This is a genomic window from Palleronia marisminoris (genome assembly GCF_900172315.1).
GTDB lineage: Bacteria > Pseudomonadota > Alphaproteobacteria > Rhodobacterales > Rhodobacteraceae > Palleronia > Palleronia marisminoris.
This window is the reverse complement of the sequence record NZ_FWFV01000005.1, coordinates 72,188-86,066: the sequence shown is the minus strand read 5'-3', so window position 1 is coordinate 86,066 and position 13,879 is coordinate 72,188. Positions and strand designations below refer to the sequence as shown.

The 13,879-nt window shown below is 64.4% G+C and carries 9 protein-coding genes; 2 read left to right on the top strand and 7 right to left on the bottom strand.

The annotated features are described in order from the left end of the window. Positions 1–32: 32 nt before the first annotated feature. The 3 genes from PAM7066_RS09865 to PAM7066_RS09855 all read right to left on the bottom strand — a co-directional run bounded on the left by PAM7066_RS09865 (position 33) and on the right by PAM7066_RS09855 (position 5,660). The gene (locus PAM7066_RS09865) at positions 33–302 is read right to left on the bottom strand and encodes a hypothetical protein (protein WP_085854006.1); all 270 of its coding nucleotides are present in this window, start codon (positions 300–302) and stop codon (positions 33–35) included. A gap of 91 nt (positions 303–393) precedes the next feature. Beyond that, a complete protein-coding gene (gene treS, locus PAM7066_RS09860; protein WP_085854005.1) occupies positions 394–3,702 on the bottom strand; it encodes a maltose alpha-D-glucosyltransferase in 3,309 nt (1,102 codons plus the stop codon). Beyond that, a complete protein-coding gene (locus tag PAM7066_RS09855; protein WP_085854004.1) occupies positions 3,699–5,660 on the bottom strand; it encodes an alpha-1,4-glucan--maltose-1-phosphate maltosyltransferase in 1,962 nt (653 codons plus the stop codon). The genes treS and PAM7066_RS09855 overlap by 4 nt, the downstream gene beginning before the upstream one ends. Here PAM7066_RS09855 and otsB point away from each other — a divergent pair. Beyond that, a complete protein-coding gene (gene otsB / locus PAM7066_RS09850; RefSeq protein ID WP_085854204.1) occupies positions 5,607–6,644 on the top strand; it encodes a trehalose-phosphatase in 1,038 nt (345 codons plus the stop codon). The genes PAM7066_RS09855 and otsB overlap by 54 nt on opposite strands. Then, positions 6,641–8,035, top strand: a complete 1,395-nt coding sequence (locus PAM7066_RS09845) for an alpha,alpha-trehalose-phosphate synthase (UDP-forming) (RefSeq protein WP_085854003.1) — start codon at positions 6,641–6,643, stop codon at positions 8,033–8,035. The genes otsB and PAM7066_RS09845 overlap by 4 nt, the downstream gene beginning before the upstream one ends. Before the next feature lie 84 nt (positions 8,036–8,119). Here the strand turns inward: PAM7066_RS09845 and PAM7066_RS09840 are convergent, their stop codons facing one another. Genes PAM7066_RS09840 through PAM7066_RS09825 form a run of 4 tightly spaced genes read right to left on the bottom strand, consistent with a single transcriptional unit; the run spans position 8,120 to position 13,809 of the window. Next, the gene (locus PAM7066_RS09840; protein WP_085854002.1) at positions 8,120–8,569 is read right to left on the bottom strand and encodes a hypothetical protein; all 450 of its coding nucleotides are present in this window, start codon (positions 8,567–8,569) and stop codon (positions 8,120–8,122) included. A gap of 32 nt (positions 8,570–8,601) precedes the next feature. Next, on the bottom strand, positions 8,602–9,918 hold the full coding sequence (locus tag PAM7066_RS09835) for an HlyD family type I secretion periplasmic adaptor subunit (protein WP_085854001.1): 1,317 nt from the start codon (positions 9,916–9,918) through the stop codon (positions 8,602–8,604). A 22-nt stretch (positions 9,919–9,940) separates the two neighbouring features. Then, positions 9,941–12,058 carry a cadherin-like domain-containing protein gene (locus PAM7066_RS09830; RefSeq protein ID WP_085854000.1) on the bottom strand — a complete coding sequence of 706 codons (2,118 nt, stop codon included), beginning with the start codon at positions 12,056–12,058 and terminating at the stop codon, positions 9,941–9,943. After that, positions 12,055–13,809: a type I secretion system permease/ATPase gene (locus tag PAM7066_RS09825; RefSeq protein ID WP_085853999.1), complete on the bottom strand. Its 1,755-nt coding sequence runs from the start codon at positions 13,807–13,809 to the stop codon at positions 12,055–12,057. The genes PAM7066_RS09830 and PAM7066_RS09825 overlap by 4 nt, the downstream gene beginning before the upstream one ends. Positions 13,810–13,879: the final 70 nt, after the last annotated feature.

The following is a 13,879-nucleotide window of genomic DNA, read 5'->3' as shown; positions in this document are numbered from 1 at the left end:
TTTACCTGGCGGCGTCTCGGGGGGCACTCTCGCTAGTCGGCCGAATCCCGCGAAACCAGCTTGGAGAACATGCTGTCCTCCTCATGGATGAGCGCGAGTTTCCGGTCCTCGAACTCCTTGAAGAACTCGTCCCAGGTGATCTCTACCAGCGAGTCGTGTTCCGAGTTCGGTGCGTCGGGAAACATGATGCGGATGATGCCTGCATCATCGCCCGAATGGGTGCTTTCCACTGCGGCGGGCTTGCCGCCCTTCTTTTCTGCCCATTTGCGGATTGCGTCGTGGTCCGTCGTCGTCTGAGCCATTGCCTGATCCTCGTCGTTTCTCTTTTCAAACGACTGCGGGAAACAGACGTTCCCACGGCCATCCATCGGGACTTCAGAGCTGCGGGCTAACCTACGTTTCTCCCGAGGCCGACTCGGCCAGCGCGAGCAGCCCCCGGAGCGGGATGTCCACCCAGTCGGGCCGCATCGCCATCTCGTAGCCGACTTCGTAGCCGGCCTTCTGGATCAGGAAGAGGTCCAGGAGTGCCTGCTCGAACGCCGGGTCCGAGGGGTGAAGCGGGGTCTTCGTCGCGGTCTCGCGATAGGCCTCGAGGAAGATGCCTTGCGTGGCGCGACGCCAGCCTTCGACATGTGCCATCGTGCGCTCGGGGTCTGCGCCGAACTCGATCCGGCGGCGCAGGGTGGACCAGAGCGCGTAGTCGAAGCTGCGCATCATACCCGCCACGTCCCGCAGTGGCGAGGTCTTGGCCGTGCGTTCCGCGAGCGATCGGGCGGGTTCGCCCTCGAAGTCGATGATCATGACATCGGTCTCGACCACCAGCACCTGGCCCAGGTGGTAATCGCCGTGGATCCTCCCGATGCCGCCAGAGGGGTCCATGCCGCGGAGGGCCTCGATCCGGCCGAGCAGCGCGTCGCGCCGCTCCAGCACCGCCTCGGCGACCGGCCGGCTCGCCTCGGGCAACGATCCGAGACGATCCTGCAGACGGTCGAGCGTCTCCGTCAGCTCGCCCCGCACGGTGTCGACCAGCGACGTGACGACCTCGGCCGTCAACGGCTCCTGCGAGAAGGCCGTGCCGTCGGCCCCGCTGGCCAGGGCCTGGTGCAGCTCTGCGGTGCGTCGGCCCAGCACGTTGCCGATATCGAGGGGGCCGCCCAGAACGGGCTGATCCCCTTGCGCGGCGGGGTCGGTCTCGCGCCCGCCCATCTCGCGCCGTTCGAGGTCGCGGTCGAGCGCCTCGGTGACGTAGGTCCAGGCATCGCCCTGATTGCGCACGAACTCGGAAGCCGCGGCGAGCGTCGTGACGCCGCCATCGGGCGCAGTCCAGTCGATCGTTCCGAGAAGCGCGGGGCTGGCGGTGAACTCGGTCTCTTCGGTAAGGAATCGGGCCACTTCGATGTCGGGCTGCACACCCTCCTGCAGGCGCCGGTAGAGCTTCAGGATCACCTTGTCAGAGAAGGCGATCGAGGCGTTGGACTGCTCGGCGGACAGGAGACGCGGTTCGCCCGGATCCTCGCCCAGTTCATCGAGGCGGTCGCTCCGCGTGAAGTCGATGCTGCCCTGACCGGCCTCGACCGTCCGACCTTCGCGCAACGTGTCGAGCAGCGTGATCGCCATCTTCTCGTCCACCGCGCCGTCGAGGATCGCGCCCACGCGGTTGGCGCGGCGCAGCTTGGCCAGCGTGGCGGGCAGGCGCGGCGACATGGTCAGGGCATCCTCGCCCCAGACCGCCGAAAGGGGCAGGAAGTAGCGCTGGGTTCCGCCGCCCACCTTCACGTCCGCCACGGAGAGCATGTGCTGCCCGTCGTTCAACGCGGCCAGTTGATGCAAGGAAACCCCGTCGATCCGGTTCTCCTTGGCGGCGAACCAGCGCTGGAGGGGAAGGTAGTTGCGCAGGGTCTGCGAGACGAAATCCCCTGCCGCACGGTCCGACAGCGCGCCCGTCAGCGTTCCGTCCCGCGTCGTCAGCGTCAGGAAATCCGGCAGCGTCTGCGCGTGGGGCGTGTGCCAGCCCGGAGCCTCGTCGGCATCGGTCAGCAGGAACCAATAGAACCCGTAGCCGGGCAGCGTCAGCAGGTAGGGCAGCTGGCCCACGGGCGGAAAGGCGGATTGCCCGGTCATCTCGATCGGGACACGGCCCTGGAAATCGTGCAGGTCGATCTCGGCCGCCTGCGCCTGGCGCGACAGGTTGGCGACGCAAAGGACCGTCTCGGTTTCGGTGCGGCGCAGATAGGCCAGCACCTTGCGGTTGGCGGGGTAGAGCAGCTCGATCTCGCCTCGACCGAAGACGTCGTGGCGCTGGCGCACCGCGATCATCCGCCTGATCCAGTTCAATTGCGAGGTGGGCGAGGATTGCTGCGCCTCGACGTTGATCGCCTGGTAGCCGTAGACGGGGTCTTGGATCGTCGGCAGGTAAAGCTCCTGCGGCAGCGCGCGGCTGAAGCCCGCGTTGCGGTCGGCGGTCCACTGCATCGGCGTGCGCACGCCATCGCGGTCGCCGAGGTAGTAGTTGTCGCCCATCCCGATCTCGTCGCCGTAATAGACGATGGGCGTGCCGGGCATCGACATCAGGAGCGAGTTCAGAAGTTCGATCTTGCGCCGGTCGTTCTGCAACAGCGGCGCAAGGCGGCGGCGGATGCCCATGTTGATCCGCGCGCGCTTGTCGCTCGCGTAGAAGTCCCACAGGTAGTCGCGCTCACGATCCGTCACCATTTCCAGCGTCAGCTCGTCATGGTTGCGCAGGAAGATCGCCCACTGGCAATCCTCGGGGATCTCGGGCGTCTGCCGGATGATGTCCGAGATCGGGTAGCGGTCTTCCTGCGCGACGGCCATGTACATCCGCGGCATCAGCGGGAAGTGGAAGCCCATGTGGCACTCGTCACCCTCGCCGAAATAGGGGCGGGTGTCCTCGGGCCACTGGTTCGCCTCGGCCAGCAGCATCTTGCCCTCGTAGTGCTTGTCGAGATCGGCGCGGATCGCCTTCAGCACGTCGTGGGTCTCGGGCAGGTTCTCGTTGTTGGTGCCGTCCCGCTCGACCAGGTACGGAATCGCGTCGAGCCGCAGACCGTCGACGCCCTTGTCGAGCCAGAAGTGCATCGCATCGAGCACGGCATCCATCACGGCCGGATTGTCGAAGTTCAAGTCGGGCTGGTGATCGAAGAAGCGGTGCCAGAAGAATTGTCCGGCGACCGGATCCCACGTCCAGTTGCTGTCATGGGTGTCGTTGAAGATCACCCGCGTCTTGTCCATCCATTTCTGCGGATCGTCGGACCAGACGTAGAAGTCCCGCTCGGGGCTGCCCTTGGGCGCGTTGCGGGCGCGCTGGAACCACTCGTGCTGGTCGCTGGTGTGGTTGATGACGAGTTCGGTGATGACCTTGAGGCCGCGCCGATGCGCCTCTTCCACCAGGTTCTCGAAATCCTCCATCGTGCCGTAGGAGGGGTTGATCGCCTTGTATTCCGAGATGTCGTAGCCGTCGTCGCGAAGGGGCGAAGGGTAGAACGGCAGAACCCAGATCGCGGTGGCGCCAAGGTCCTGGATATGGTCGAGCCGTTGCATCAGGCCGCGGAAATCGCCGACGCCATCGCCGTTCGAATCCTGGTACGCCTTGATGTGCAGCTGATAGATTACGGCGTCCTTGTACCAGTCCGCCGCGTCGCTGGTCGATTTAACGGCCGTCAGGCCCTGTTCTAGCTTGGTCATTCAGTCCCCGTCGGCATGAGCTTCCAGATCGCATAGGGCCGCTTCTGCGGGTCGAGCGCCAGCCGGTGCGCCTTTCCCCTCCATTCGAACGAATTGCCCTGCAGCATGTCGGTCACGTCGATCGCACCGTCATCCGGCTGCCCGAACTCCCACATCGGGACCTCGAACTCGAACTCGGCCGGGTTCAGCGGGTCGATCAGGACGTGGAACAGCAGGTAACTGCCCGTGATCTCGTCGAAGCGCCCATAATAGAGCACGCGGTCGTCGAAGGCGTTGAAGAACTTCAGGTTGCGGAAGTCGCGCATCGCGGGCTCGGTCTGCCTGATGCGGTTGATCAGGCGGATGTCGTCCTTGATGTGACCCGGCGCGTCGTAGTCGCGGTGCTTCAGTTCGTATTTTTCGGAATTGAGATACTCGTCCTTGGGCGGCAGCCAATCTGCCTCGCAAAGCTCGAAGCCCGAATACAATCCCCAGTTCCCGGAAAGAGAGGCGGCCATGATCGCCCGCGTACGGAAGCCCGGCCGGCCCGAAGTATGGTTGAAGTACGGATTGATGTCGGGCGTGTTGGTGAAGAAGTTCGGCCGCATGTAGTGGGCGCAGTCTTCCGTCGTCAGTTCCGTCAGGTACTCGGTCAGCTCGGCCTTGGTGTTGCGCCAGGTATAGTAGGTGTAGCTCTGGTTGAAGCCGACCTTGGCGAGGCGCTTCATCACCTTCGGGCGCGTGAACGCCTCGCTGAGGAAGATCGCGCCCGGGTACTTGGTGCGAACCTCGGCGATGATCCATTCCCAGAAGGGAAACGGCTTGGTGTGCGGGTTGTCGACGCGGAACGACAGGACGCCGTGGCCGGCCCAGAACAGGAAGAGGTCCCGGATCGCCTGCCAGAACGGCGCGTTAGGGGTGCCGTCCTCGTTGTAGTAGCGGAAGTTGACGATGTCCTCGTACTTCTTCGGCGGGTTCTCGGCGAATTTTATGGTTCCGTCGGGGCGACGCTCGAACCAGTCGGGATGCTCCTCGATCCACGGGTGGTCGGGCGAGGCGTTCAGCGCGATGTCCAGCGCGATCTCGAGCCCCTTCCCTGCCGCGGCCTCGACCAGCGCGTCGAAATCCTCGAGCGTGCCGAGCTCGGGGTGAACGTCCACCATGCCGCCCTCTGGCGAACCGATGGCGTAGGGCGAGCCGACATCCTCCGGCTCGGCACGCAGGGCGTTGTTCTTGCCCTTGCGATTGGTCGTGCCGATGGGGTGGATCGGCGGGAAATACAGAACGTCGAACCCCAGATCCGTCACGTAGTCGAGCCGGTCGATCACGTCGCGGAACGTCCCGTGCTGGTCCTCCGGCCCGGTCGAGCGCGGAAACAGTTCGTACCACGCTGAAAACGCCGCCCGCTCGCGGTCCACCCAGACGGGCACGTCGGTCGCGTAGCGCGTAGTGTTGGCGCGGGGGCCGATGCGGCCCATCAGTTCGGCGGCCTCGGGCGTCAGCAGCGCCTCGGCGTCCCCCTTCTTCGCGGCGGTGACGAGCTTCTTCAGCGCGGGAGCGGACCCGCGCGGTGCCTTCGTCTGCCCCAGCAGGTCGGCAGCCTCCTGCATCTCGACCGAGACATCCTGCCCCGCGTCGATCTTCTTGCGCGTGTCGCGCGCCCAGCTTCCCCAGAGGTCGCGCCAGGCGATGATGGCGAAATGCGACGGCCCGTTCGTATCGAAGACGATCTCGGCGCCCCATCTGTCGTTCTCGATCAGAGCCATCCGATGTTCGGTTCCGTCCGGCATCACCACTGCCGCGGCGAAGACCTCGTGTCCGTCGCCGAAGATGTCCGCCGCCACGCGAAAGGGCCATCCCTCGACCGCCTTCGCGGCGAAACGTCCGCCATCGATCAAGGGTGACACCGCTTCGATGACCAGCCGATGCTGCGCCAGCTCCTTGAGGTTGCTGGAGATTTTTCGGGTATCAGACGACATGCTAGAGGAACCCCGTGGCGAATATACGTTTTCTCTCAAAACAAACGTGAGCGCGACGACGCTTGTTCCAACCGTTATTCCGGACCAGCGGGCGGCACTCCGGCGCGCCCGATTTCCGCCGATCAAACGAAGTTGCTCGTTTTCTCCGGAACATCACATCCGATCATCACCTTACCTCAAGAGATGAGCGCTCAGACCACGAAAAGGAGAGGGACCATCCCCGACAACGACATGACACGCGGGCCGGAAGCGCCAGAGATGCCGAACCCGGACAACGCCGCGCTGTTTCTGGATTTCGACGGCACGCTGGTAGAGATCGCCGAGCGCCCGGACGCCGTGAGGCTCGAGCCGGGGATGGAGGATGTCCTGATCGGTCTGCACGCCCACACGAATGGCAGGATCGCCATCGTCTCCGGTCGCAACCTGGTCGAGCTCGAGCGGATCATGCCGAACTATCCAGGAGTGATCGTCGGATCACATGGCGCGGAATCGCGGATCGACGGCGCGTACACGACTGCGCCCGAGGGCGAAACCACCGCCTTCATCGCAAGCCGGGACATGCTCCGAGCCTGGGTCGAGCATTACGAGGGCGTCTTGTTGGAGGAAAAGCCGGTCTCGCTGGTTCTTCACTACCGCCAGGCGCCGGATCGGCAATCGGACTGCGAGGGGATCCTTTCCGCGCTGTCGCAGGTCATGCCGGGCTTCGTGGTGCGTCCGTCCAAGATGGCCGTCGAGCTGATGCCCGAGAACGTCTCGAAGGAACGCGCGGTCCTGGGGCTGCTGGAAGAGTGGCGAGACCTGATCCCGGTCGCCATCGGCGACGACCGCACCGACGAGGACATGTTCGGCGCGGCAGATGCCAATGGTGGCTACGCGATCAAGGTCGGCGAAGGCGATACAGCCGCGAAATATCGTCTGAGCGGGGTCGGCGAGGTGCACGCGCTGCTTCGAAACTGGCTCGAAACTTCAGAGAGGTCGTCATGACGGGTCGCTTGATCGTTCTGTCCAATCGCATTCCGACCGGCGGCCCGCCTTCGGGCGGGTTGGTGGTCGCGATCCATGAATTGCTGGCCGAACGCGGCGGTCTCTGGATCGGTTCAGGAGATGATTTCGCCGAGACGCCGTCCGAGAGCTTCCAGCCCGTCGAGGGCGGCAAGGGATACGACAAGGCGATCTTCGATCTGACCGAAGCCGAATACAACGAGTTCTACCTCGGATACGCCAATTCGGTTCTCTGGCCGCTATGCCATCACCGGACCGACCTCATCGCGCTCGATCGGCAATATGCCGAAGGGTATGCCCGAGTAAACGCCCGAGTTGCGCGGATGCTCGCGCAGATCGTCGAGCCCGAAGATGTCATCTGGGTGCATGACTACCATTTCCTCCCGCTCGCGCTCGAGCTGCGGAAACTCGGCGTCACCGCACGCATCGGCCTGTTCCTGCACATCCCCTTTCCCACCCTTCCCGACATCGAGGCCCTGCCCGAGCGCGATGACTTCTACTACTGGCTCGCGGCCTTCGACCTGGTGGGCCTGCAGACCGAAGCCGACGTGGCTCGGTGCCTCGACAGCTATCGCGCCCGCCCCTCCGGCGAGATGCTGTTCAACGGTCGCGTGAAGTTCGACGATCGCGCGTTCGAGGTCCGGTCGTTCCCGATCGGCATCGACGGCAAGACCTTCACGGAGACCGCCCAGAAACCGATCACGCATAATCCGGTTTATATCCGGGCCAACGCGAAGCTCATCCTCGGGGTCGACCGGCTGGATTACTCCAAGGGCATCCCCCACCGCGTCCGGGGCTTCGGCACATGGCTTGAGAACCGCAGCCCCGAATCCCCGCGGGCGACCTTCATCCAGATCACGCCACCCTCTCGCGAGACGGTGCCGGCCTATCAAGCCATCAAGCGCGAGCTGGAGGCGCTGGTCGGTCAGATAAATGGCCGATACGGCGAACTGGACTGGACGCCGATCCGCCTGATCGAACGAGGCGTGCCGCGCGATACGCTCGCCCCCCTGTACCGCCTGGCCGACATCGCGCTGGTGACACCGCTTGCCGACGGCATGAACCTTGTCGCAAAGGAATTCGTCGCAGCACAGGACCCCGAGGACCCCGGCGTGCTCATCCTGTCGCGCTCGGCCGGGGCCGCCGAGCAGATGACCGAGGCGCTGATCGTGAATCCTCACGATGCCGAAGAGGTCGGAGACGCGATCGAGCGCGCCTTCATGATGCCCCGCGAGGAGCGGCAGGCCCGCCACGCCGCACTGCTTCAGGTCGTCCGCGACACCGACATCTTCGACTGGGGCACCAGTTTCCTCGACCGCCTGAACCGGGTCGAACGCAAGTCGCCCCCTGCCGCGTCTTCCGGAGAAACCTGACGCGGTGTCTCCACCTGCGCAGATAGGATGGGATCAGATCGTTGGCGGGCTGGCCAGCTTCCGGCTTGCGCGCCAACGGGTTGGTCAGACGGCGACGTTGCTTTCCTTATGGGGCGCATTGACCGGATCCCGCCCGGCTATCCGCCACAGGATCTCCTGATCCAGCTTTTCCTGCAGATTTTGCTTCTGCACCTCGAGAGCGCGTACCGCAGAGCGGTCGCGCCGCTTCCTGCGGTGATGACGATAGGACCCAATGACGATCAACATCTGAGCGGCAATCGTCGCAGCAACGACGAACGACTGAACCTCCGGCGCCTGAAGCGATGCCAGGTGGACGCCCAGTGCCGCCCATATCGCCGCCCCGAGAAGTATGAACAGGTCCCTGCCGACAATCCCCGCCAGCAATGCCAGGCACAGCATGATGGCAGCCGAAGGTTCTCGAAGCTCCGCGAGCGGCGCACTGCTCCACCATTGCTGGGCGCTCCACCAGAATACGCCCAGGTGCCCTGCTACAATCGTCATCACGTGATCCATTCCGGGTCCTCCCAATGCTAACTTGAAATATCTTACCGCTCGCGCATCGCGCGGCTGAACTGGTCCGTCACCGGCTTTGCCAGATATGACAGCGCCGTCCGTTCCTCAGTCTGCACATAGACCTCGACCGGCATCCCCGGCAGAAGACGGCGTGACGGCAGCTTCGCGAGCTCGGCGTCGGACACGTCGATCTGTGCTGCGAAATAGCTCTGGCCGGTAGCGGGATCGATGGTCGTCGCAGGAGAGACGTGAACCACCTTCCCGAAAAGCTCCGGGGTGATCCGCTGATTGAAGGACGTGAACCGCATCCGTGCCGGATGCCCCTCGTCGACCTGATCGATGCTCATCGGGGCGAGCTTCACCTCGACCGTCAAATCCGCATCGTCGGGCACGATGGTGACCAGCACCTCGGCCGGCGTCACGACGCCCCCGATGGTGTGCACCATCACCTCGTTGACGCTTCCGGTGATCGGTGCGCGGATGTCTATCCTTGACAGGCGGTCCTGCGCCGCCATCTCGCGATCCCTCAGCTCCGACAGCCGCGTCTCGACCTGGCTCAGTTCGCGCTGCGCCTCGGTACGCGCATCCTCGTCGATGGCCAGGATCTTGAGGCGCACCTCGCTGATGCGGGCCGCTGCCCGCGCAAGCTCTGCGCTGACCTCGCCCGCCTCACCGGCAAGCCGTGCACGCTCGCGATCGACCGCGGTCAGGCGCGACTCTTCCAGCAGGCCCTTGTCCGACAAGGTCTTCATCTTGGTGACCTCGCCGGCGACCAACACGATCTCTTCGTCCTTCGAGGCGCGCTGTGCCTCCAACCCCTGGATCTCGTCGTGGATCTGACGGATGCTGAGTTCGAGCTGCTGCTTCTGACTTTCCCGGCTTTTCGTGTTGCCTTCGAACAAGCGCGTCTCACCCAGAACCAGGCTCGCGGTTTCCACCTGAGCCTCATCGAGGTTATCGGGGAATTCGATCGTCACGAGGCCGTCGCGCTCGGCCAGGAGCCTCGATCTCCGGATCTGGTTCTCGACGAGCTGCGACCGGATGATCGAGAGTTCGGCCTTCGTCTGCGCATCCTCGAGGCGGATGAGGACCTGCCCCTCCTTCACGGAGTCGCCCTCGCGTACCGAGATCTCGCGCACGATCCCGCCATCGCGATGCTGGATCGCCTTGAGCTCCTCGTCGACGGTGACCACGCCCTGGGCGATGATGGCGCCCGTCAACTTCGCTGTTGCCGCCCAACCGCCTGCGCCCGCGACGAGCAGGCCCGCCAGGATGACACCTGTTACAACGCGCGATCCGATCCCGAGAGATCGCGCTTCCTTGCCAGGCTCGACGTACAGTTCACGCATATCCACACCCTATTTCTAACCGTTAAACCGATTCGTGGAAAACGAGCGCATGGCGCCCTTGGAAAAAAATCGCCACTTCGTAAAAATCATCGCCGTCCAGATCCGCTTCGATAACCGTCCCGCGCATCTCTTCCGACATTTCGGTGCGATGACGTATCGGCACGTCATCCTCGTCGTATCGATCGCCGTACAGGCGCTCGAAATCGTCCTCGAGCTCATCGAGAACCTCTTCGAAGATGTCCCACTTCGAGAGCCGAAGCTGATCCCCGACCTTGAAGTCGCCGATCTCGAAGTTCACCTGGTGGACCGACGCGCTCCCGGCTTCGGGCTGTAGCGCCGGCGCCTTGAACTCGAACGTGTTCCGCCCCTCCCCGCCCGACATCGAAACCGAGGTTCCTCCGAAAAGGATCAGGTCATCGCCGGCCCCGGTCATGATCCGCTCGAAGCCCGTGATCGTATCCGCTCCGATCTCGACTCCGGTCGCGGATCCCGCGACGAGGTCGATCGCGATATCGCTCTCGACGGCCGAGTAATCGAGCGTGTCGCACCCTTCTCCTCCGTCGTAGTGGTCGTTGGCCTCGTCGGCCGCCGCGATGATCGTGTCATCCCCCGCACCGCCCAGGACCACGTCTTCGCCCAGGTCGCCGCAGAGGACATCGTCGCCCGCCTCCCCGAGAAGGACATCACTTCCGGTGCCACCGTTCAGGCGGTCGTCTCCGTCGCCGCCTGACAGGTGATCGTCGCCACCCGCTCCACTGAGGGTGTCGTTCCCGGCACCGCCCGAGGCAAGGTCGTCTCCCTCGCCCGCATCGACGACATCATCGCCGGATCCTGCGAGAATGACATCATCACCGTCCTCGCCCAGGATAAGGTCGCTGCCTTCGCCGCCCGAAATGTGGTCGTCGCCGGCACCGCCGTGCAGTTTGTCGGACCCTTCTTCACCGAAGAGGGTATCCGCTCCGGCGCCGCCGAAAAGCTCGTCGTCGCCGAGCCCGCCATGAAGTCGATCGTCGCCGGCTTCGCCGAACAGGCGATCGTTCCCGGCGTCGCCCTCGAGCACGTCGTCGCCCAGGCCACCAAAGATCACGTCATCACCTGCGCCGCCGCGGACCCAGTCATCGCCGGCACCGGCCACGATGTGATCATTCCCTGCCCCGCCGAGGATGACGTCGTCCCCCGCACGGGCGTCCACCAGATCGTCGCCCGCACCGGCGTCGATCCTGTCGGCGCACATGCTTCCGACGAGCATGTCAGCGCCGTCGGTTCCGACCACGTCCTGTGTCGGAGTGACGGCGAAATGGAGCGTCTGATCGACCGTCAAGCTGCCGTCGCTGATCCGATACGAGATCGTCACGGGACCCATCTCGCCGTCCGGTGCAAATTCCCAGGAACCGTCGCTGCGCTTCGTGAGGCTTCCCGACGACGCTGAAAGATCGCTCACCTGGAGGGCGTCTCCATCGGGGTCGGTCGCGCCGCGGAGCAGTTCCGCAAGGCCGATCGCCAGAACGCCGCATCCCGCAATGTCGTTCAGCTTGACCGGTCCAATCACGCGAGGCGCACGATTGGGAGATTTCGGATCCTCTCCGTCCTCATCGCCCGGCTTCGCCTCCGGGTCATCGTCTCTCTCGGAACGGCTCGGCAGCGTGTGGTTCGGTTGAGCGGTAACCCTCGCCGTCAGCACACCTCCTTGCCCGAACGGGACTGCGCCACCGGCGGGAGAAGCGTTCTCGTTCGCTTCCGATCGCACATAGGCCGCCGGCTTGAAGACCGGCGAAACGGGCTTCTGCACTACGCTTGGAAACGCGATGGTGTCAGACTGGCTACCAAGCGCGAACGTCACCTGAGAGGCCATGATGGCGGAGTCGCCATCGGCCGTTTCGCGGCGCCCGCTCGGCTCTGACCTGCCGCCTGGGATGACCGACAGGTTGGGCGCGTCGACGGGATCCTCCTGCGGACTTTCGGTCGTCGGCTCGCTTTCGCCGGCTCTTCCCGATAGCGCCGCCTTCAAGTAGACGGCCACGGCCACCAGCCACGCACCTGCCTTGACGATCCCGCCCCGTCTCTCGACCGGCTTCTGCACGTATGGCGCCGCCGGATCGCCGGTCTCGACAGGCCCCTTTGTGCTTTTGACGGTAATCATGACGCCGTCGCCATAACCTTGGGCGCCTCACTCTGCGCCACCTTCGGCTTCGCGGGCCGAGCCTGGCCGCCCACGATCTGATCGCGCGGTCCGAAGGCCGAGAGCTTGCCGCCTTGGACGACCGCCACCAGGTCCACCGCTGCAAGGGCGCTGGGTCTGTGGGCGATCACCACGACGATTCCGCCCCGCGCCTTCACCCCTTCGATCGCGGCGGTCAGTGCCGCCTCACCTTCGCCGTCGAGGTTCGAGTTCGGTTCGTCGAGGATGACCATGAAGGGTTCCCCGTAGAGCGCGCGCGCCAATCCCAGCCGCTGCCGCTGGCCGCCCGAAAGCGCCGTGCCACTCGACCCGAGTTCGGTGTGGTAGCCGTCCGGAAGGCGGACGATCATCTCGTGCACCGCCGCGGCGCGACCCGCCTGGATGATCCGACCCGGATCCGCATCTTCCTCCAGGCGCGCGATGTTCTGCGCGATCGTGGCGTCGAGCAGGACGTATTCCTGCGGCAGATACCCCATGAACCGCCCAAGTTCCTCCTCGTCCCATTGCGACAGCTCGGCGTCGTCGAGGCGCACGCTGCCGCGCAGCACGGGCCAGATGCCCGTCAGCGCACGGACCAACGTGGTCTTGCCGCCGCCGCTCGGGCCGATGATGCCAAGCGCCTGGCCTGCCGGAACTTCGAAGCTGACATCGCTGAGCAGCACGCGGCCCGAACCCGGTGCGGCGACCGTGATGTTCTCGACCTTCAGTGACGTCTTGGGCCGCGGCAGGTTCATATGCGCCTTGGCCTGGTCAAGGATCGCGACGGTGCCCTTCAGCCGGTCGAAGGCGACACGCGCAGCCACCACGTTCTTCCAGTTGCCGATGGCCAGGTCGATCGGTGCCAGCGCACGGGCAGACGCGACGGATGCCGCGATGATCGCGCCGGCCGACAGACTTCCCTGGATGGTCAGGTACGCGCCGAGCCCGAGGACCGCCGATTGCAGGATCATCCGAAGCACGCGAGAGATCGCGCCGAAAGTTCCCACGATGTCGTTGGTCCGGGTCTGCAGATCGAGATGCTCTTCGTTCGCCGCAGCGAAACGGCGCAGCGCCCGTCCGGAAATCCCCATGGCCCGCAGACATTCGGAATTGCGCGCATTGGAGTCGGCGATCGAGTTTCGCTGGATATAGGCCTCGTGGGTGGCCGTGCTCAGATTGCGGGTGAGGATCTCGGCCGCAAGCGTCATCGAGGTGAGGACGATGGCGCCGCCTAGGGTCAGCAGTCCCAACGCGGGATGCAATACATAGACGAACACCAGAAACAGCGGGACCCAGGGAAGATCGAAGAGGGCCATCGGCCCCTGGCTGCCAAGAAAGCCGCGAACGGTATCGACGTCGCGTCCGCGTGCAAGTGCCTCGGCCGTCGAAAACCCGAACCGCGGCATGTCGATCGCCACCTGGTGCGCGGCAGGCGCGACCTTCCGGTCGAGCTTCGAGCCGACACGCACCAGGATCTGCGATCGCACGATGTCGAAAAGACCTTGGAAAAAATAGAGGCCGATCGCCAGAACCGAAATCGCCAGCAATGTCGGAATGCTGCCGCTGGACAATGCGCGATCGTAAATCTGCATCATGTAAAAGGCACCGGTCAGCGCCAAGACGTTGATAATACCTGAAACTCCGAAAAGAAAAAAGAAGACGCTCCGAAAGCCCTTGGTGAGTTTCTCACCCGACTTTCGCTTCGCTTCCGCTTTCGCCTCTTGATTGGCCATCTCTAATGCTCCTGACCTGAAACCGTGAAATCGGAAGTGCGACGGCAGGCGGTAAATGGTCCGCCTGCCG